The sequence below is a fragment of the Asanoa iriomotensis genome (assembly GCF_016862515.1).
In the GTDB taxonomy this organism is placed as follows: Bacteria; Actinomycetota; Actinomycetes; order Mycobacteriales; family Micromonosporaceae; genus Asanoa; species Asanoa iriomotensis.
Genome location: NZ_BONC01000067.1, coordinates 1 through 19,363, shown reverse-complemented (window position 1 = coordinate 19,363; position 19,363 = coordinate 1). Strand labels below are relative to the sequence as shown.

At 72.3% G+C, this 19,363-nt stretch carries 16 protein-coding genes; 8 read left to right on the top strand and 8 right to left on the bottom strand.

Annotation, left to right across the window (positions count from 1 at the left end; translation table 11 throughout):
• Positions 1-233: 233 nt before the first annotated feature.
• Positions 234-983 carry an SDR family oxidoreductase gene (locus Air01nite_RS32830; RefSeq protein ID WP_203707244.1) on the top strand — a complete coding sequence of 250 codons (750 nt, stop codon included), beginning with the start codon at positions 234-236 and terminating at the stop codon, positions 981-983.
• A gap of 36 nt (positions 984-1,019) precedes the next feature.
• Entirely contained in the window at positions 1,020-1,553 is a 534-nt protein-coding gene (locus Air01nite_RS32825) for an acyltransferase (RefSeq protein ID WP_203707243.1), read from the top strand.
• On the opposite strand, the gene Air01nite_RS32820 is transcribed toward Air01nite_RS32825, so the two are convergent.
• Genes Air01nite_RS32820 through Air01nite_RS32810 form a run of 3 tightly spaced genes read right to left on the bottom strand, consistent with a single transcriptional unit; the run spans position 1,554 to position 5,777 of the window.
• Entirely contained in the window at positions 1,554-2,837 is a 1,284-nt protein-coding gene (locus tag Air01nite_RS32820) for a nucleotide sugar dehydrogenase (protein WP_203707242.1), read from the bottom strand.
• 4 nt (positions 2,838-2,841) lie between these two features.
• Positions 2,842-4,377: a glycosyltransferase gene (locus tag Air01nite_RS32815; protein ID WP_203707241.1), complete on the bottom strand. Its 1,536-nt coding sequence runs from the start codon at positions 4,375-4,377 to the stop codon at positions 2,842-2,844.
• Complete coding sequence (locus tag Air01nite_RS32810; RefSeq protein ID WP_373310525.1) at positions 4,374-5,777, bottom strand: glycosyltransferase family 4 protein; 1,404 nt, start codon at positions 5,775-5,777, stop codon at positions 4,374-4,376. Before Air01nite_RS32810 ends, Air01nite_RS32815 begins: the two co-directional genes overlap by 4 nt.
• A gap of 162 nt (positions 5,778-5,939) precedes the next feature.
• Between Air01nite_RS32810 and Air01nite_RS32805 the strand changes: the two genes are divergently transcribed.
• Positions 5,940-7,139 (top strand): glycosyltransferase family protein, encoded by a 1,200-nt coding sequence (locus Air01nite_RS32805; protein ID WP_203707240.1) that lies wholly within the window; start codon positions 5,940-5,942, stop codon positions 7,137-7,139.
• Between the two features lie 4 nt (positions 7,140-7,143).
• On the opposite strand, the gene Air01nite_RS32800 is transcribed toward Air01nite_RS32805, so the two are convergent.
• A complete protein-coding gene (locus Air01nite_RS32800) occupies positions 7,144-8,598 on the bottom strand; it encodes a glycosyltransferase family 4 protein (RefSeq protein WP_203707266.1) in 1,455 nt (484 codons plus the stop codon).
• Between the two features lie 143 nt (positions 8,599-8,741).
• On the opposite strand from Air01nite_RS32800, the gene Air01nite_RS32795 reads away from it, so the two are divergent.
• The gene (locus tag Air01nite_RS32795; RefSeq protein ID WP_203707239.1) at positions 8,742-10,148 is read left to right on the top strand and encodes a glycosyltransferase; all 1,407 of its coding nucleotides are present in this window, start codon (positions 8,742-8,744) and stop codon (positions 10,146-10,148) included.
• Positions 10,145-12,271 carry a glycosyltransferase gene (locus Air01nite_RS41690; RefSeq protein ID WP_203707238.1) on the top strand — a complete coding sequence of 709 codons (2,127 nt, stop codon included), beginning with the start codon at positions 10,145-10,147 and terminating at the stop codon, positions 12,269-12,271. The genes Air01nite_RS32795 and Air01nite_RS41690 overlap by 4 nt, the downstream gene beginning before the upstream one ends.
• A gap of 24 nt (positions 12,272-12,295) precedes the next feature.
• Here Air01nite_RS41690 and Air01nite_RS32785 read toward each other — a convergent pair whose 3' ends face one another.
• The 4 genes from Air01nite_RS32785 to Air01nite_RS32770 all read right to left on the bottom strand — a co-directional run bounded on the left by Air01nite_RS32785 (position 12,296) and on the right by Air01nite_RS32770 (position 16,638).
• Positions 12,296-13,822 (bottom strand): glycosyltransferase family 4 protein, encoded by a 1,527-nt coding sequence (locus tag Air01nite_RS32785; protein ID WP_239091129.1) that lies wholly within the window; start codon positions 13,820-13,822, stop codon positions 12,296-12,298.
• A complete protein-coding gene (locus tag Air01nite_RS32780; RefSeq protein ID WP_203707237.1) occupies positions 13,819-14,811 on the bottom strand; it encodes a Gfo/Idh/MocA family protein in 993 nt (330 codons plus the stop codon). Before Air01nite_RS32780 ends, Air01nite_RS32785 begins: the two co-directional genes overlap by 4 nt.
• On the bottom strand, positions 14,808-15,917 hold the full coding sequence (locus Air01nite_RS32775) for a DegT/DnrJ/EryC1/StrS family aminotransferase (protein WP_203707236.1): 1,110 nt from the start codon (positions 15,915-15,917) through the stop codon (positions 14,808-14,810). The genes Air01nite_RS32780 and Air01nite_RS32775 overlap by 4 nt, the downstream gene beginning before the upstream one ends.
• Before the next feature lie 94 nt (positions 15,918-16,011).
• Entirely contained in the window at positions 16,012-16,638 is a 627-nt protein-coding gene (locus Air01nite_RS32770) for a TetR/AcrR family transcriptional regulator (RefSeq protein ID WP_239091128.1), read from the bottom strand.
• 135 nt (positions 16,639-16,773) lie between these two features.
• Here Air01nite_RS32770 and Air01nite_RS32765 point away from each other — a divergent pair, with 135 nt between their 5' ends.
• From Air01nite_RS32765 to Air01nite_RS32755, 3 genes are all read left to right on the top strand, one after another.
• A complete protein-coding gene (locus tag Air01nite_RS32765) occupies positions 16,774-17,670 on the top strand; it encodes an ABC transporter permease (RefSeq protein ID WP_203707235.1) in 897 nt (298 codons plus the stop codon).
• On the top strand, positions 17,663-18,466 hold the full coding sequence (locus Air01nite_RS32760) for an ABC transporter ATP-binding protein (protein WP_239091127.1): 804 nt from the start codon (positions 17,663-17,665) through the stop codon (positions 18,464-18,466). The genes Air01nite_RS32765 and Air01nite_RS32760 overlap by 8 nt, the downstream gene beginning before the upstream one ends.
• A gap of 145 nt (positions 18,467-18,611) precedes the next feature.
• A partial coding sequence (locus tag Air01nite_RS32755; protein WP_203707234.1) for a discoidin domain-containing protein occupies positions 18,612-19,363 on the top strand: 752 nt, incomplete at its 3' end.

Below are 19,363 nucleotides of genomic sequence, written 5' to 3'. Positions count from 1 at the left end.
GGGTGACGCCCGTGCCTCAGGGAGCGAAGTCGCCGCGCTTGTGGTCGTCGCCGTAGAGCGGGAGCGGCGGAGTGATCCAGCGAGCGAAGGCGGCCGCGGAGATCACGCCCATACCTTACCGGTTGAGACGGCTGTCACATCAGCCCCTTCCCGTCACAAACCAGCGGGCTGTCCGGTCGAAGCGGGTGCGGCGCCCGACGGCGTCGGGAGAAGCTGAAGCGAGGGGTGTCGAGATGAAGATCGTGGTTTTCGGTGGTACGGGCCTGATCGGGTCGCAGGTCGTGCGGCTGTTGGGGCAGGCGGGGCACGAGGTGGTCGCGCAGTCGCCGTCCACCGGTGTCAACACGGTGACCGGTGAGGGCGTGGCCGGCGCGGTGGCCGGTGCCGACGTGGTGGTCGACGTGACGAACTCGCCGTCCTTCGCGCCGGACGACGTGCTGGCGTTCTTCCGTGCGTCGACTGGCAACCTGCTCGCCGCCGAGAAGGCGGCCGGGGTGGGTCACCACGTCGCGCTGTCGGTGGTGGGCGCCGATCGGAGCCCGGACAGCACGTACCTGCCGGCGAAGGTCGCGCAGGAGAAGCTCATCGCCGCGGGCGGCGTCCCGTACACCATCGTCCGTGCGACGCAGTTCTTCGAGTTCCTCGGGGCGATCGCCGACTCCGCGACCGACGGCGGCGCGGTGCACATCGCGCCGGTGGCCTTCCAGCCGATGGCCTCCGCGGACGTGGCGCGCGCGGTCGCGGACGCGGCCGTCGCCCCGCCGGTCAACGGCGCGGTCGAGACGGCCGGCCCCGACCGGCTCGGGTTCGACCAGGCGATCCGGCAGGCGCTGGCCGCGAAGGGCGATCACCGCACGGTGGTGGCCGACCCGGCCGCTACGTACTTCGGGCAGGTGCAGACCGACGAGACGGTCGTCCCGATCGGCGACTACCGCCCCGGCGCGGTCCACCTGACCGACTGGCTCGCCGCGCAGGCCCGCTAGACGCGCCGGGAGGGGTGGCCACTATCGTCGGGCGGCATGAATAGTGATGCCGCCCCCGACGTGTTCGTCCACCCCTCCGCCGAGGTCGACGAGGGGGCGAAGATCGGTGCCGGCACGAAGGTCTGGCACCTCGCCCACATCCGTTCCTCGGCGACGATCGGCGCGAACTGCGTGATCGGGCGCAACGTCTACGTCGACGCCGGCGCGGTGGTCGGCGACCTCGTCAAGATCCAGAACAACGTCTCCGTCTACCAGGGCGTGACGATCGAGGACGAGGTGTTCGTCGGCCCGTGCGCGGTGTTCACCAACGACCTGCGCCCCCGGGCGCAGAACCCCGACTGGGAGATCACCCCGACGGTCGTCCGCCGGGGTGCCTCGATCGGCGCGAACGCCACGCTGGTGTGCGGCGTCGAGATCGGCGAGTACGCCATGATCGCGGCGGGCTCGGTCGTCACGAAGAGCGTCGCGCCCTACCAGTTGGTGGCCGGCAACCCGGCCCGGCCGAAGGGCTGGGTGGACGCCAAGGGTCAGATCGTCTCGCGCGACCCCGAGCGTCCCCCGACCGCGTAGTCAGCCGCCGATCACGATCCGCTCGACCCCGTCCCAGCGGGCGGGGTCGGTCACCCGCCGGCCGTCGACCAGCACCCGCACGCCGGGCAGGTCGGCGGCCGCGAGCGTCTTGTATTCGGCGTGGTCGGCCTGGATGACGACCGCGGTGACCGGCTGACCCTCGTGCGGCGGCAGGCCGTGCGCCTTGAGCTCCTCGACGGTGTACATCGGGTCGGCGACGTACGGGTTCGCGCCCCGGGCCCGCAGCGCCTCGACGGTCGGGAAGACGCCGGAGAACGCCGTCTCCTTGACCCCGCCGCGGTAGGCGGCACCGAGCACCAGCACGTCGGCGCCGGTCAGGTCCCCGTACGCCTCGGCGAGCAGGCTGACCGCGTAGTCCGGCATGCCGGCGTTGGCCTCGCGCGCCGTGCGCACGACCGTGGCCTGCGGGTCGTTCCACAGGTACATCCGCGGGTAGATCGGGATGCAGTGGCCGCCGACCGCGATGCCGGGCAGGTGGATGTGGCTGTAGGGCTGGGAGTTCGACGCCTCGATGACCTTGATGACGTCGATGCCGGCGGTGTCCGCGAACCGCGCGAACTGGTTGGCCAGCGCGATGTTCACGTCGCGGTAGGTCGTCTCGGCCAGCTTGGCCATCTCCGACGCCTCGGCCGAGCCGAGGTCCCACACCCCGTTGGCCCGGGGGAGGTCGGGGCGGTCGTCGAAGTCGAGCACCGACTCGTAGAAGCGGACGCCGCGCTCGGCCGACTCGGCGTCGATGCCGCCGACCAGCTTCGGGTACTTGCGCAGGTCGGCGAAGACCCGGCCGGTGAGCACCCGCTCGGGGCTGAAGACCAGGAAGAAGTCCTCGCCGGGGGTCAGGCCCGAGCCCTCGGCCAGCATCGGCGCCCACCGCTCCCGGGTGGTGCCGACCGGCAGCGTCGTCTCGTAGCTGACCAGCGTCCCGGGGCGCAGCCCGGCCGCGATCGACTTGGTCGCGTCGTCCATCCAGCCGAAGTCCGGCACGCCCTCGGCATCGACGAACAGCGGCACGACGACCACCACCGCCTCCGACTCGGCGACCGCGGCCGCGGTGTCGGTGGTCGCCGACAGCAGGCCCTCGGCCACCGCCTTGGCGAGCTTGGTGTCGAGGTCGGCCTCGCCCGGGAACGGCGGGATCCCCTCGTTGACCAGGTCGACGACCCGCTTGGAGACGTCGGCCCCGATGACCCGGTGGCCCTTCGACGCGAACTGTACGGCCAGCGGCAGGCCGATCTTCCCCAGGGCGACGACGCAGATGTTCACGGGCCTACTTTCCTAGACGAAGTTTGACGCGCTTGAGGTGGGCGACCACCCGGCGGGGACTCACCGGCGTGACGCCGATCATGACCTGGCCGATGTGGTCGAGCGTGACGGCCAAAACGTACACGCGTGCGCCCTTGCGCCGGACCATGGGGCGTGGAGCCCGGAAGCCGGGAGCACGCAGCGGCGCCGTGCCGGCACCGACCGTGGCCTTGAGCGCGCGGCGCTCACCGCGCACGGAGCTGGTGGCGAGCAGTTCGGCGGCGGAGAGCGTGGCCAGCACCCGGGTGCCGTCGCCGTCGTGGGTCACGTCCGCGGGCCCGGTGAGGTCGCCGGCGCCCAGCACGACGGGATCCGCCAGGTCCGGGCGCGGGCTGCGGCCGCGGATCTCGAGCACCCGGCGGCGCGGGCCGCCGGCCCAGGTGACGCCGGTCACGTCGAGCTTGGCGGGCCAGTCGGGCGCGTCCGTCACGTCGAAGCAGGCGTCGGGTGGGCCGCCGGCCGCGCGGAAGCCCGGGTAGGCCGCGTAGGACCGGCCGCCGTCGACCACGGTGGCCGGGACGCCGACCTCGGCGTCCTGGCGGATGACCGCGACCAGCGCGGCGGCGTCGCCGTGCGCGGCGAGCGCGAGCCGCACCCGCGTCTCGGCGCCGAGCCGGGCCCGGATGCGGTCGGTGAGGTACTCGCGGACCAGCGCGCCGATGCCGGCGACGAGCCCGTCCAGCGAGTCGTGGTCGGCCGTGCGGAGCTGGTCGCCGACGAGGGCGGTCAGCTCCCAGCGGAAATGCCGGGTCAGGATGGCGTCCCGGCGCTCGCCGGCGGGCACCAGCGCCGCGATGAACGCCATGAGCTGAGTCAGGGCTTCGACGCGTACGTGCTGCCGGCTGCCGTAGCTGACGTTGCTCGAGTCGAGCCGGCGCACGGCGTAGTAGTAGTCGTAGTCCGCGCGCACCGAGATGCGCTCGGCGTGGAAGAGGGCCTCGAGCGTGAACGGCTGGTCGCTGAGCACCCGCATGTCCTCGGGGAAGCGCAGGCCGTGCTTCTCGATCAGCGCCCGGCGGAACAGCTTGGTGTTGGCCATCGCGTACGGCAGCGCGGAGTCGAACAGGTCGACGTCGTCGGCGTCGGCCGCGAAGACGGACTGGTCGACGTGCCGGCTGTTGACACCGACGACCCGACCGAGCACCACGTCGGAGCCCAGCCGGTCGGCGGTGGTGACGAGGCGTTCGAGCGCCTCCGGGCCGAGGTAGTCGTCGGCGCCCAGGAAGAAGACGTAGCGTCCGTTGGCCGCGTCGAGCGCCCGGTTGCTCGGCACCGCCGGGCCGCCGGAGTTGGCCTGGTGCAGCACCGTGAAAATCGCGGGGTGGAGCCGGGCGAAGCGGTCGAGCTCGGCGCCGCTGCCGTCGGTGGAGCCGTCGTCGACCGCGACGACCTCGAGCTGGCCGGGGCCGATGGTCTGGGCGACCAGCGACTCGAGGCAGCGGGTGAGGTAGGGCATCACGTTGTAGACGGCGACGACCACGGTCACGGCCGGCCCGGTCATCGCGCGCTCCCGGCCAGCAAGGCCCGGTATACGTCGTCGAGCACGACCGCCTGCCGTTCCCACGTCCAGCTGTCGAGAACATCCGGTTTGTCGTACGCGTCCCGATATTGGGCGGGGTCGGCGAGCACGGTGCGGACGGCGCGGACGAAGTCGTCGAGGTCCTCGGCGCGGAACACCTCGCCGTTGCCGGTGGCGCGGACGGTCTCGGCCATCGTGCGTACGTCGGAGACGACCATGGGCAGGCGTGCGTGCGCGTACTCGAAGAACTTGGTGATCAGCGCGATCTCGTGGTTGGGCCAGTGGTGGATCGGGATCACCCCGACGTCGGCGCCGGACAGGAAGCGGACGACCTGGTCGTGCGGTACGTAGGGCAGCACGTGCAGCCGGTCGGCGACGCCCAGTGCGGCCGCGCGGGTGACCAGCCGCCGCACGTAAGGATCGGTGTCGGCGTTGACGACGAACGCGACGTGGGCACTGGCGAGCCGAGGCAGCGCCTCGACCATGATGTCCATGCCGCGCTGCGGTGCGGCGGCGCCGCTGTAGACGAGCAGCGGGGTCGCGGCATCGATACCGCAGAGGGCGCGCAGGTCGGGTGCGTCGGCGGACGTGCCGGCCAGCGGCGCGTTGAGCACCACGGTCGGCGTGACGGCCAGGCCGTGTTCCTGACGCAGCAACTCGGCGAGGTTGCCGGAGACGGTCATGACCACGTCGGCGTACGGCGCGTACTCGCGCTCGTGGGCCCGGTGTGCGGGCAGCCAGCGGGGGTTGTCCCGCCGCGGCTTGATGCCCGGCAGGAACTCGTGCGCGTCCCAGACCAGGTGGACCCGGCGACCGACCGCCGCGGCGCGGGCCTTGGCGCGGGCGCCGACGCCGAGCATCCGGAAGTCGTGCGCGTGGATCAGGTCGGGCGCCAGCGCGTCGACGACCGGCCCGAAGACCTCCTCGTAGTCCCACAGCGCCGGCTCGAGCCGGCGCCAGGCCCGGTCGCCCCGTGCCCGCAGCCAGAACGCGGTGCGCGCGCGCTCGTAGGGGCGGATGGCGCGGCGCACGGCGCCGAAGGCGATCGCGCGAGCGCCCCGCCGGGCGGGGACAGGAGTGGGGGCAGTGGCAGGTGTGGGTGTTGGGCCGGCCGACCGGCGCAGCAGGAACCGCACGGCGGTCCGCCGCAGGGCCGAGCCCCGGGCCAGCGGGTCCGGCATCGGGAGCAACCGGACATCCGCATCGCCCAGCCGCCAGGTCGAGGGGTCCCCGGCCGTCAGGCCGAGCAGCACGACCTCCCAGCCGGCGTCGGCCGCCGACCGGGCGATCTTCTGTACGCGGGAGTCGCCGTGGACGCCGTTGTCGACCAGCATGACAACGCGGCGGCCGCCGGGGCGTGCAGAGGCTGCGTCTGCTGCCATACCGGTCTTTTCGCCTTCCGAGCGATATGGGGGTGCTCGATCGTCGTGAGGCTACCAAGCCGGAGAGCGCACCCGAAAATAGAGCCGGACGGGATCAGACCGGACGGGATCCCACCGGACGGCCCCCATGAGCCGAGAAGTGCTCGGCTATGGTCTCTGGCCATGGGCGCACTGACGACAGTAGACACGGGCACGGGCGAGGCGGCGGACGAGACGCAGCCCACCCGATCCTGGCGCGACCGAGCCCGCTCGGCCCTGTCGGCCGCCGCGCCCGCGGTCATCGGCTACCTGATCGTCCGGGCCTTCGGGATCCTGGTCCTGTGGGTGATGGCCCACCGGCAGGGCACCGACCTCTCCTGGCTGCTGGCCGGCCGGTTCGACGCCACCTCCTACCGCAGGATCGTCGACGTGGGCTACGACGCCACGATCCCGGTCGGTCCCGACGGCGACCTGAAACCCTCGAACCTGGCGTTCTTCCCGGCGTTCCCGGCCCTGATCAAGGTCTTCACCTTCCTGCCGGGTGTCGGTTCCCTGGCGGGCGCGGTGATCGTCGCGTGGCTCGCGGGCCTGGCCGCCGCCTGGGGCATCTACCTGGTCGGCACGCACATGTGGAACCGGACCACCGGCATCCTGCTGGCCATCCTCTGGGGCGTCATCCCGCACGCGCTGGTCGAGAGCATGGGCTACAGCGAGTCGCTGTTCACCGCCTTCGCCGCCTGGTGCCTCTACGCGCTGCTGCGTGAGCAATGGCTCACCGCCGGCGTGCTGTGCCTGCTCGCCGGGCTGACCCGGCCGGTCGCCGTCGCGCTGATCGCCGCCGTCGGGATCTGCGCGCTCGTCGCGATCGTGCGGCGCCGGGGCGGGTGGCGCCCCTGGGTCGCGGGCGCCCTGGCCCCGCTCGGCTACGTCGGCTATCTCGCCTGGGTCGGCGCCCGACTCGGCCGGGCGGACGGCTATTTCTACATGCAGAAGGAAGGCTGGAACGTCTCCTTCGACGGCGGCCCCGACACGGTCCGCACGGTCTACCAGGTGCTGACCCAGCGCGGCGAGATGCTCGCCTTCTACGTGATCGTGTTCTCGATGTTCGTGGCGGTGGTGCTCGCCGCGCTGTTGCTGGTGCAGCGCCCGCCGTTGCCGATCGTCGTCTACACCGTGGTGATGCTGGTCTTCCTGGCCGGCGCGGCCGGCGGCCAGCAGGGCAAGGCCCGTTACCTGATCCCGGTCTTCACGCTGCTGATTCCGGTCGCGGTCGGGCTGTCGAAGGCGCTGACGAGCACGAAAGTCATCGTGCTCGTGGCACTCGCCCTCGGTTCGGCCTGGTACGGGACCTACCTGGCGCTGGTCTGGAAGTGGTCGCCGTGACGCGTCACGCCAGGCGGGCGTAGACGGTCTCGTCGAGGATCGCGAACTGCCGCTCCCAGGTCCACGTCTCGAGCAGGTCGGGCTTGTCGTAGGCGACCTGGTAGCGGGCGGGGTCGGCCAGCACGGCCCGGACGGCGCGCACGAAGTCGTCGAGGTCCTCGGCGCGGAACACCTCGCCGTTGCCGGTGGCGAGGACGGTCTCGGCCATGGTGCGCACGTCGGAGACGACCATGGGCAGGCGCGCGTGCGCGTACTCGAAGAATTTCGTGATCAGCGCGATCTCGTGGTTGGGCCAGTGGTGAATCGGGATGATTCCGACATCGGCACTGGACAGGAAGCGGACGACCTGGTCGTGCGGGACGTAGGGCAGCACGTGCAGCCGGTCGGCGACGCCGAGCTTCTCGGCCCGGGCGACCAGCCCGCTCACGTACGCCTCGGTCGGCGCGTTGACCACGAAGGCCACGTGCACGTCGCCGAGGGTCGGCAGCGCCTCGACCATGATGTCGAGGCCGCGCTGGACAGCCGCGGCGCCGCTGTAGACGACCAGCGGCACGCCCGGACCGAGCCCGCACGCCGCGCGCAGGTCGGGCGCGTCGGCGGCCGCCGCGGACAGGCCGGCGGGGGCGTTGAGCACCACGGTCGGCGTGACCGCCAGGCCGTGCTCCTTGCGCAGCAGTTCGGCGAGGTTGTCGGAGACGGTCACCACGGCGTCGGCGTACGGCGCGTACTCGCGCTCGTGGGCCTGGATCGCCGGGTTCCAGCGGGCGTTCTGCGGCAGCGGCCGGATGCCCGGCACGAACTCGTGCGCGTCCCAGACGAGCTTCACGTCACGCCCGGCGGCGCGGGCGCGCAGCGCGGCCCGGGCGCCGACGCCCAGCATGCGGAAGTCGTTGGCGTGGATCAGGTCGGGCTTCAGCTTGTCGATCTCCGGGCCGAAGGCCAGCTCGAAGTCCCACAGGTGGGGCGCCAGCCGCCGCCAGGCCCGGTCGCCCATGGTGGCCTGCCACATGCGGGTCACCGTGCGGTCCCAGGGGCCGTGGAAGGTGCGCGGCTTGCGGTTGAGCTGCCAGTAGCGGAACGACACCCAGCGGCTGGTCACCTTGGCCAGCGCCGACTCGGCGGCCAGCAGCCGCGGGCGCAGGCCGCCGGCCTTCGCGAGCGTCGCCTCGGCCCGGCGCGTGCGCAGGTCGGCCTGCCACGCCTTGACCTTCTGGGCGCGGATCGGTGCGATGCCGCTGGGCGGGTAGCCCAGCGGACCCCGCAGCCAGCGCCGGCGGGCGGTGTGCGACCCCTTGGCCAGCGGGGACGGCGTGGGCACCAGGCGCACCTGCGCGTCACCGAGCTGCCAGGTCTGCGCGGCTCCCCGGCCGAGCAGCACGACGTCCCAGCCCGCGGCGGCGGCCGAGGCGGCCGTCTTCTGGACCCGCGAGTCGCCGTGGACGCCGTTGTCGACGAGCATCACGATGCGTCCGCGATCGATGGCGGGCTTCATGGCGGTGGTTCCCCTCACGCTCTAGGGACGGGTGGTCGCGGTCATCGCACGGTCCGGCGGTCGGCTACATTAACGTACCTTCGTCTACCCGGGCAGGATCGTCAGCATTGATGGAGCGCAGCGCCACCAACCTCGTCCACCGGTCGCCTGACTCGACCGGATCCCGGCCGCACGTGATCTACCTGGCCATCGGGTTCCCGCCGGCCGCCAAGAGCTCGGCCTACCGGATGCGCGAGACGGCCAACCAGTTCGCCGCCGCGGGCTGGGACGTCACGGTCGTCACGATCCGCCAGGAGTCGTGGGAGCGAGAATATGGCCTCGACCACACGCTGAGCGCCGGTGTCGACCCGCGCATCACGATCGTCGAGCTGCCGCTGGAGCGCGCCGACCTCGAGACCGACATCCGCAAATTCTCGGCTGCCCGGAGCCTGCGCCCCCGCGACTGGATCTACCAGCAGCGGCAGCAGTCCCTCAAGCTCTTCCCGGAGCCGGTCTTCGGCAGCTGGCGGCCGGCCCTGGAGCAGGCCGTCCTGCGCCTGCACCGGGAGCGCCCGGCCGACCTGCTGGTGGCCACCTGCGTGCCCTACGTCAACCTCGCCGCGACCTGGCGGCTGTGGCAGGAGCACCGGGTTCCCTACGTGGTCGACTTCCGCGACGGCTGGTCGGTCGACGTCATCAACGGCGGCGAGGCGTTCACCCGCGACTCGGTGTCCGGCGGGTGGGAGGCCAAGCTGCTGGGCGACGCGGCGGCCTTCTGGTGCGTCAACGAGCCGATCGCCGAGTGGTACCGCGAGCGCTACCCCGACGTGGCGCCCCGGGTGCGGGTGGTCCGCAACGGCTTCGACCGCGACAGCATCCCGGCGGAGCCGCACCGGCCCGACCCGGGCGCCGGGCTCACGTTCGGCTATCTCGGCGCGCTCAACCTGCCGCTGCCGCTGCTGAAGGCGACGCTCGAGGGCTGGCACGCGGCCCGCGAGAGCGAGCCGCTGCTGGCCGGTGCCCGGTTCGAGGTGCGCGGCCATGTCGGCGCCGGCTGGGCTCGCGAGGACAATCCACACATGGAGGCGTTGCGGGCGGCCGCGGCCGACGGCGTCACGTTCGGCGGCCCGGTGCCCAAGGCCGAGGTCGCACAGGCGTACGCGCGCTGGGACGCCCTGGTCCTGATGGTCACCGGCGGGCGTTACATGACCTCCGGCAAGGTCTACGAGTTCATGGCGGCCGGCCTGCCGGTCGTCTCGGCGCACGAGGTCGAGCACGACGCCGCCACGGTCCTCGCCGACTACCCGCTCTGGGCCGGCCCGCCCGCCATGGACGCGGCGGGCCTGGCGCACGCCTTCCGGCTGGCCGCGCACAAGGCCGTCGAGACCTCCGACGCCGACCGGGCCGCGGCCCGGCGCACGGCCGACCGCTACGCCCGCGACACGCAGCTGGAGCCGGCGGTCCGCGAGGTCACCGAACTGATCCGATCGGGCGGTGCGACCGTTTCGCGCCAGGCGGCCGGGGAGGGCCACCAGTGACCAACGTGCTGCTCGTGGCGGGATCGCGACCGACCCGACCGACCGTGCTCGTCGACGCGCTGACCAAGCTGCGCGACGGCGGGGCGACGGTCACCCTGGCCTGCGACTTCGACCCGTCCGGGCTGGAGATCCCCGCTGACCTGGCGGAGACCCGCAACATCGGCGAGGACGGCCGGTCCGGCGGCCTGGTCTTCCGGCAGTTGGTGCGCGGTGCCGCGCGCCCCGTGCAGGTGTGGATGCGCGCCTCCCACGATCCGTGGGTCCGCCGCCACGCCCGGTCCGCCGAGATCCTCGTCGCGCTCGACAACAACGCCGTGCACGCCGTGTGGCAGCTCGCCCAGCGCAACCGGCGCGCGGACGCGGTGTTCGGGCTGACACCGGCCCTCAAGGCCCTCGACGACCGGCGGGCCCGCCCGGAGCCGGCCAAGCGGTCCGCGCTGCCGTCCGCACCGTCCCCGGCGGTGCTCGCGGGCGACGCGGCGCGGCGCGCGAGCGCCGCGGCCAGGCTCGCCGGCATGGCCGCGACCGGTCGCCGCGCGATGACGGTCAGCCCCGTGCGGAGCATGTGGCGGGTCGCGGCCGCCGCGCCCGGCATCCCCGAGCGGCGCCGGGCCGCGCTGGCCCTGCGCCTGCAGGGCAGCATGATCAAGGCCGGCAAGCCGGGCGCCGCCATGGCCATGGCCGAGCGGGTGGTGCCGAAGGTGACCGACGCACGCGCCCGTGCGGCGCTGCTCGGCCCGGCGGTCGACCGCGATCTGGCCGCCGGCCGCGTCCCGCCGACCCTGCGCGACGTCGTCAAGGGCGAGCTGGCCCGCGCCGAGGCCCTGCACACCGGCAGCCACCCCGGGCAGGCACCGCCGGTCGTCGGGCGGGCGCTCGACCTGCTGTTCCACCGGGTCCTGCACTACGACCGCCTGTCGTCGCCGCTCAGCGACGACCCGGCCGGGTTCCTCGCGCCGCTGCACGACAGTGCGGTCGGGCGCCGGCTCGCCGCCGCGAACGGCCGCGAGACCCCTGCGGAGGCGCCGGTCGGCCGGCCGCCGCGGCTGCTGTTCCTGACGGGGCTCAACGACAACTTCCTCACCCCGATCCGCGAACGGTACGACGCCATGCCGGACGTGGAGACCCGCCACCTCGACATGTCGCCGGGCACGCCGGTGCGCTCGTTCCTCAACAACGGCCGGGCCAAGCTGATCGCGCACCGGCTCATGGGCCAGTCCAAGTACGGCCAGGAGGCGCAGCAGCTCTTCGGTCCCGACATGGAGTGGGCCGACACCGTGTTCGTCGACTGGTGCGCGGTGCCCGCCGGCCTGCTCAGCCTGATCGACCCCGGCACCACCCGGGTCGTCGTGCGCCTGCACAGCTTCGAGGCCTTCACCTGGTGGCCGCACCTGGTCGACTTCTCCCGCGTCGACGACATGGTCTTCGTCTCCGAGCACCTGCGGGACCTGGCCGTGGCGGCCGTGCCGCGGCTGACCGGTCCGGGCGCGCCCCGGCTGCACGTGCTGACCAACGCGATGGACCTGCGGCGTTACCCGGCCGAGAAGACGCCGGACGCGCGCTTCACGCTGGGCCTCGTCGGCATCGGCGCGATCGCCAAGGACCCCCGGTGGGCGCTGGAGGTACTGCGGGAGCTGCGCCGCGCCGACGAGCGCTACAACCTGGTGCTGGTCGGCAAGGAGCCGAGCCCGGACGCGAGCGCGGCGGCCAAGGAATACTGCACGGCCTTCGAGCGCGACCTCGCCGAGCTCGAGGGGCTGGGTGCCGTGCGCCGGCTGGGCCAGCGCGACGACATCCCGAAGGTGCTCACCGAGGTCGGTGTCATCCTCAGCACCTCGGTGCGCGAGAGCTTCCACTGCGCGCTCGTCGAGGGTGCGGCCAGCGGCGCCGTTCCGGTCGTGCGCGACTGGCCGTTCTTCGCGGGCCGGGCGCACAGCGCGCGGACGGTGTTCCCGGACGAGTGGGTGGTCGGCACGCCGGCCGAGGCGGCGCAGCGGATCCTGGCGCTGACCGCCACGGACGAGGCGTGGCGGGCGGCGGGCCAGGCCGCCGCCGACCACGCGCTGGCCACCTACGACTGGGACGTCGTGGCGCCGACCTACGACCCGATCTTCAAGCCGTAAGGGCCTGACGGCCCGCTGACGTGGTCAGCGGGCCATCAGGTCGGTGTAAGTCTCGTCGATCACCCGGGTCTGCGCCTCCCAGGTCCAGCCGTCGAGCAGGCCGGGCTTGTCGTAGGCGGCCCGGTAGCGCTCCGGGTCGGCCAGCACGGCCTTGACGGCGCGGACGTAGTCGTCGACGTCGCCCGCGCGGAACACCTCGCCCTGGCCGGTGGCCCGGGTGGTCTCCGCCATCGTGCGCACGTCGCTGACCACGATCGGCAGGCGGGCGTGCGCGTACTCGAGGAACTTCGTGATGAGCGCGAGCTCGTGGTTGAGGTTGTGCAGGATCGGCACGACCCCGACGGTGGCCGCGGAGAGGAACTCCGAGACCTGCCAGTGCGGCACGTACGGCAGCAGGTGCACGCGGTCGGCGACCCCGAGCTCCGCCGCCTTCTCCGCCAGCGCGTCGGCGGCCGGCACGCTGACGCTGGGGTGCAGCGTCACGAGCGCGACGTGCACGTCGGGGAGCTGGGTGAGGGCCGACACCATCACGTCGACGCCGCGCGACGGGTTGACCGCCCCGCTGTAGACGAGCAGCGGTGTGCCCGGCCCGACACCGCACAGCGCGCGCAGGTCCGGGGTCGGGACGGCCGGGTCCTTCTCCGGCGGGTCCGCGGCCGGCGCGTTGAGCACGACCCGGGGTCGCGCCGGCAGCCCGTGCGTCTCCTGGAGGAGCTCCGCGAGGGTGTCCGACACGGTCACGACGGCGTCGGCCGCCGGCGCGTACTCCGCGACGTACGACACCTGACCTGGCAGCCAGCGCGGGTTGTCGGGCCGGCCGTTGATCCCGGCCACGAACTCGTGCGCGTCCCACAGCAGCCGGGTCTTGCGGCCGGCGGCCCGGGCCCGCATCCGTGCGCGTACGCCGACGCCGACCATGCGGAAATCGTGCGCGTGGACGATGTCCGGCTTGAGGTCGTCGATCGCCTGGGCGAAGGCGAGCTCGTAGTCCCAGAGCCCTGGGTCCAGCCGGCGCCAGGCCCGGTTGCCCAGGAGCTTCTGCCACGCCGTGATCGACAGCTTCGTCATCGGCGCCGCGGTGTTCTCCCGGGCGTCCTTGAGCCGCCGCAGCTCACGGGCCCGGAACCGGACCCACAGCGCCGTCGCCTTGGCCAGCGCGCGCGGCGGCACAAGGACGGCCTTGCCGGCCGCCACCCGTGCGGCTCCGCCGCGCACCTCCAACGCCGTCCACCGCTCGCGCAGGGCGGCCTGGCGGGCCTTGATCTTCTGGACCCGGTAGCCAGCCTGGTAGCCCGGCGGGTAGGCGAACGGCCGCCGCAGCGAGCGCTGCCACTGCGTCGGCGGCCGGCCCAGGCCGCGCCCGACCCGCAGCAGCCGCACCTCGGCGTCCCCGATGCGCCACGTCTCACGGGTCGAGCCGCCGCCCAGCACGCCGAGCAGCACGACGTCCCAGCCCAGGTCGGCGGCCGACCGGGCGGACTTCTGCACGCGCGAGTCGCCGACGACGCCGTTGTCGACGATCATCACGATCCGGCCGCGCGACGTGGTCATAGCGGGACGGTGACGCCGCGCTTGGCCGAGTCGAGGACACCGGCCGCCACCTCGACCGTGCGCAGGGCCTGCCGGAGTGTGACGATGTCGCTCTCCTTGCCCTCCACCGCGTCGCGGAACCGCTCGTGCTCGACGAGCAGGGGCTCCCGCTTCGGGATGGCGTAGCGGATCATGTCACCCTCGGCGACGCCGCGGAACGCGCGCAGCGCCTCCCACTCGGTGCCGAACGCGCCGTTGGCGTAGAACGTCAGGTCGGCCGTGAGCGTGTCCGCCACGAAGGAGCCGCGGTCGCCGGTGACCACCGTCGACCGCTCCTTGAACGGGCTCAGCCAGTTGACCAGGTGGTTGACGATCGTGCCGTTGGCCAGCTGCCCGACCGCGGTGACCATGTCCTCGTGCTGGCGGCCGCTGCGGAACGCCGTGTGCGCCGCGATCGAGGTGTAGGCCTGCCCGGTCACCCAGGCGGTCAGGTCGATGTCGTGCGTGGCGAGGTCCATGACCACGCCGACGTCGGCGATGCGGGCCGGGAACGGGCCCTGCCTGCGGGTGACGACCTGGAACACCTGGCCCAGCTCACCGGCTTCGAGCCGCGTGCGCAGACTCTGCAGCGACGGGTTGTAGCGCTCGATGTGGCCGACGCCCGCGACGAGCCCAGCGGACTCGAACGCCTCGACCAGCCGGCGGCCGGCCTCGACGGTCGGCGCCAGCGGCTTCTCGATCAGGGCGTGGACGCCGTTGGCAGCCAGCTCCAGGCCGACCTCTTCGTGCAGGCCGGTCGGGCACGCGACCACCGCGTAGTCGATGCCCCGGGTGACCAGGTCGGTCACGGTCGGCAGCACGGGCACACCGCGAAGCGAGCCGGTGGGGTCGCCCGCCGGGTCGACGACGGCGACCAGATCGACGCCGTCCAGGCCCATCAGGATGCGGGCGTGGTTGCGACCCATCGCGCCCATGCCGATCAGGCCGGCGCGCAGGACGGATCCGGTCATCGGGCACCTCCGGTGCCGTTGGCGGCGTCGGCGATCCGGTCGAGCTCGGCCGCCGTCAGCGTCGGGAAGATGGGCAGCGAGAGCACCTCGGTCGCGGCGCGCTCGGTCTCCGGCAGGTCCCACGGGCCGGGCTTGCCGTCGGCGTCGAGGAACGGCTTGAGGCGGTGGATCGGCGTCGGGTAGTAGACCGCGCTGCCGATGCCCTGCTCCTTGAGGTGGGCCTGTGCGGCGTCGCGGTCGCCCGGCACCCGCACCGTGTACTGGTGGTAGACGTGCTGGGCACCGTCCGCGACCGGCGGCACGGTCATCGTGGTGATCCGCGAGTCGAGCACCTTGGCGTTCTCCTGCCGGCGCTGCGTCCAGCCCGCGAGCTGGGTCAGCTGCACCCGGCCGATCGCGGCGGCCACGTCGGTCAGCCGCATGTTGGCGCCGACGATCTCGTTGGCGTACCGCTGCTCCATGCCCTGGTTGCGCAGCAGCCGCAGGGTGCGCGCGAAACCGGCGTCGGCGGTGGTGATCATGCCGCCCTCGAGCGAATGCATGTTCTTGGTGGGGTAGAAGCTGAAGCAGCCCGCGAGGCCGAACGCGCCGACCGGCGTGCCGTGCAGCGAGGCGCCGTGCGCCTGGGCCGCGTCCTCGACGACGGCGAGGTCGTGGCGCCGGGCGATCTCCATGATCTTGTCCATCGCGGCCGGGTGGCCGTACAGGTGGACCGGCATGATCGCGGCGGTGCGGGGGGTGATCGCGGCCGCGACGGCGTCGGGGTCGATGTTGAAGCTGTCCCGCTCGATGTCGACGAAGACCGGCGTGGCGCCGACGAGGCGGACCGCGTTGGCGGTGGCGGCGAAGGAGAACGAGGGCACGATCACCTCGTCGCCCGGGCCGAGGTTCATGGCCATCAGCGTGAGCTGCAGCGCCGAGGTGCCCGAGTTGACGGCGACGCAGTGCCGGCCGTCGACGAGCTCCGAGAACTCCTGCTCGAACGCGGCCACCTCCGGGCCCTGGACCACCATGCCGCTGCGCAGCACACGGACGGCCGCTTCGATCTCGCGTTCGCCGATCACCGGCCGAGCCGGGGGGATCGGGTTCTGACTGGGTTCGGTCATGAGGGATTCCTTCTGGTCGACCCTGTTTTGTGGGGGCGGGGTGGCCGGCACGACCCTAACCCGTGTGGGCTAACGCCGTGTTGTGTGGGCATGGTCAGTTCGTCCGGTCGGGTGGCCCTGGCGCTCCGGCGGTCAGCGCGGCCGCGGTGGCGTCGATGAGCTGGGCGAGATCGTCGGGGGACAGCGGGCGGCGCGCGACCGTGAGCCGCCAGTAGATCGGCCCGACGACCAGGTCGATGGCGAGGTCCGGGTCGGTGTCGGCGGGCAGTTCGCCCCGCTCGATCGCCCGCTTGATCAGGGGGACGCCGACCTCGTCCTGGATCGCCCGCTGGGTGCGCTGGAGCGCCTCCGCGATCTTGGGGTCGCGACCGGCCTCCACCAGCAGGTCCGGGATGATCTGCGAGGCCAGCGGGTGTTCGAGGGCGGCGGCCAGGATGTGCAGCACGAGCCCGAGGTCACCGTGCAGGCTGCCGGTGTCGGGCAGCGAGAACTTGCGGCCGGCGAACTCGGCCACCACTTCGAGGACCATGTCGATCTTCGCGTTCCAGCGGCGGTAGACCGCGGTCTTGGCGACGCCGGCGCGCCGGGCCACCGCTTCGATCGACAGTCGCCCATAGCCGTTGGCCGCTAGCTCCTCCAGCAGGGCGCTCCGGAGGGCGGTGGTAATTTCACCCCGCAGCACGGCGGCACCCGCCACGGAGCGTCTACTCTCGATCGTCACCAGGGCAATATAGCGTAGCGACGGTACGGTTGCGTCGCGACGTGGGCGCCGCTAGCCTCTCCTGGTGTCGAGCGGGGATCGCGCCCCGACGGCGATGCCATGACCGTTTTCGCGTGATCACATGGAGTGACCAGCATGGCCGATACCGCAGTCACCGAGCCTGGCTCGGATCTGCAGCTGCGGCAGTTGGCGGCCCGGCACGGGCTCCACGTCGCCGGCGCCCGCCCCAACCTGTTGGCGTACACCAAACAGCTGTGGACCTATCGGCATTTCATCACCGAGTACGCGAACGCGAAGGTCGTCGTCGCGTTCAGCACCGCCCGGCTCGGCCAGCTCTGGCAGATCCTGACGCCGCTGGCCAACGCGGGCGTCTACTTCCTGATCTTCGGCGTCGTGCTGAACACCCGCCACCAGGTCGACAACTTCATCGCCTACCTGTGCACGGGCCTGTTCGTCTTCACGTTCACCTCGGCCGTGGTGCAGCAGGGCACGTCGTCGATCGTGGCGAACCTCGGCCTCATCCGGGCATTGCACTTCCCCCGGGCGGTGCTGCCGATCGCGGTCATGCTGACGCAGTTCCAGAATCTCGTCTCGTCGATCATCGTGCTGGTCGGCATCGTGCTGATCACCGGTGAGCCGATCACCCTCCAGTGGCTGCTGCTGATCCCGACCCTGGTGCTGCAGTCGCTGTTCAACGCCGGCCTGGCGCTGGCGATGGCCCGCCTCGGCGCGAAGCTGACCGACCTCAAGCAGATCATCCCGTTCGTCATGCGGACCTGGATGTACGGCTCGGGCGTGCTCTACAGCGTCCAGAACTTCGAGGCGCACCTGCCGGGCTGGGCCAACACCATCGTCACGGCCAACCCGCTGCTGATCTACATCGAGCTGGCCCGGCACGCCCTGATGGAGGACGTGCCGCTGGCCTCCCCGGTCGGGCAACTCTGGACACTCGCCGTCGTATGGACCGTGCTCATCGCCGTCGGCGGCTACATCTTCTTCTGGCGCGGGGAACAGGAGTACGGCCGTGGATGAGACCGAGGTCACCACACGAGTGGCACCGGCGCCCTACGGGAAGCCGACCGTCATCGTCGACGACGTGCACATCGTCTACCGGATCCACGGCGCGGGCGGCGCCGCGACCAGCCCGGTCGCCGGCCTGCGCCGGATGGTCACCGGCAGCCGGGCACCGACGATCCGCGAGGTGTACGCCGTCAAGGGCGTCAGCTTCGTCGCGCACGAGGGTGAGGCCGTCGGCCTGATCGGCAGCAACGGCTCGGGCAAGTCGACCCTGCTGCGGGCGATCGCCGGCCTGCTGCCGCCGGAGCGCGGTGCGGTCTACACGTCCGGCCAGCCGTCGCTGCTCGGCGTCAACGCGGCCCTGTTCAACGACCTGCCCGGCGAGCGCAACGCGCTGCTCGGTTGCCTGGCGATGGGAATGGGCCGCGCCGAGGCCCGCGCGCTGGTGCCGGGCATCATCGAGTACTCCGGCATCAACGAGCGCGGCGACTTCGCCTCCCTGCCGATGCGGACGTACTCGTCCGGCATGGCGGCCCGCCTGCGGTTCGCGATCGCCTCGGCCAAGAGCCACGAGGTCCTCCTGATCGACGAGGCCTTGGCCACCGGTGACGCGAAGTTCCGCAAGCGCAGCGAGGAGCGCGTCAAGGAGATGCGCGACTCCGCCGGCACGGTCTTCCTGGTGAGCCACGCGATCGGCTCGATCCGCGAGACCTGCGAGCGGACGATCTGGCTGGAGTCCGGCGTCATCCGCGGCGACGGTCCCACCGACGAGATCGTCCGGGAGTACGAGGCGTTCAGCAAGCGCCGCTGACCTTCAGTTAGCGCCGATTCCGGCGTCCGTTTTCCATCTGTTCAGCTGATTGCCGCGGCGCCGCCGGGTGGGATCCTTACCCATCTATCCGGCGGCGTCCATCCCCGCCGGGTCTCATTTTCTCGGCGCATGGGGGTGTTCGCCGATGGCACAGTGGCCGGTGAAGCGTTTCTTCGGGCGATCGTACGAGCGTCGTCTCGTACCCGTCGCGGTCCTGTTCGTCGTCCTGTTCGCGGTGCCGATGCCCAGCTATGCCGGGGATCCCGGGCCGGGCGGCGGATCTTCGTCCGCTGTGGACCCACACGCCGCGCACCGGGCCGGCGACCCGTCGATGCCGGGCATGAACGAGGCGCCCGCGGAGGCGTTCGTCGCGCAGTCCGCGCCGCTGCCGGCGACGGGCTGGACGGCCACGGCCAGCGACCAGCAGTCGGTCAACCCGGCGGGCAACGTGCTCGACGGCAAGCCCACGACGATCTGGCACTCGCAGTTCTCGCCGGCCAAGGCGCTGCCGCACTTCATCACGATCAACATGCGCGGCGCGTACGGCATCGACGGCCTGACCTACCAGCCTCGGCAGGACGCGTCGCTGAACGGCAACATCGGCCGCTACTCGATCGCGGTCAGCAACGACGGCGCCGCCTGGAGCGCGCCGGTCGCGACCGGCACGTGGGGCGACACCAAGACCACCAAGACCGTCGCCTTCGCCAGCGTCAACGCGCGCTACATCCGCCTGACCGCCATCACCGAGGCGGGCAACCGCGGCCCGTGGTCGTCGGCGGCCGAGATCAAGGTGCTCGGCAGCCCGGTCACGGGTCCGGCGCTGCCCCGCGCCGGTTGGACGGCCACGGCCGGTGACCAGGCGTCGGGCAACCCGGCGGGCAACGTGCTCGACGGCAA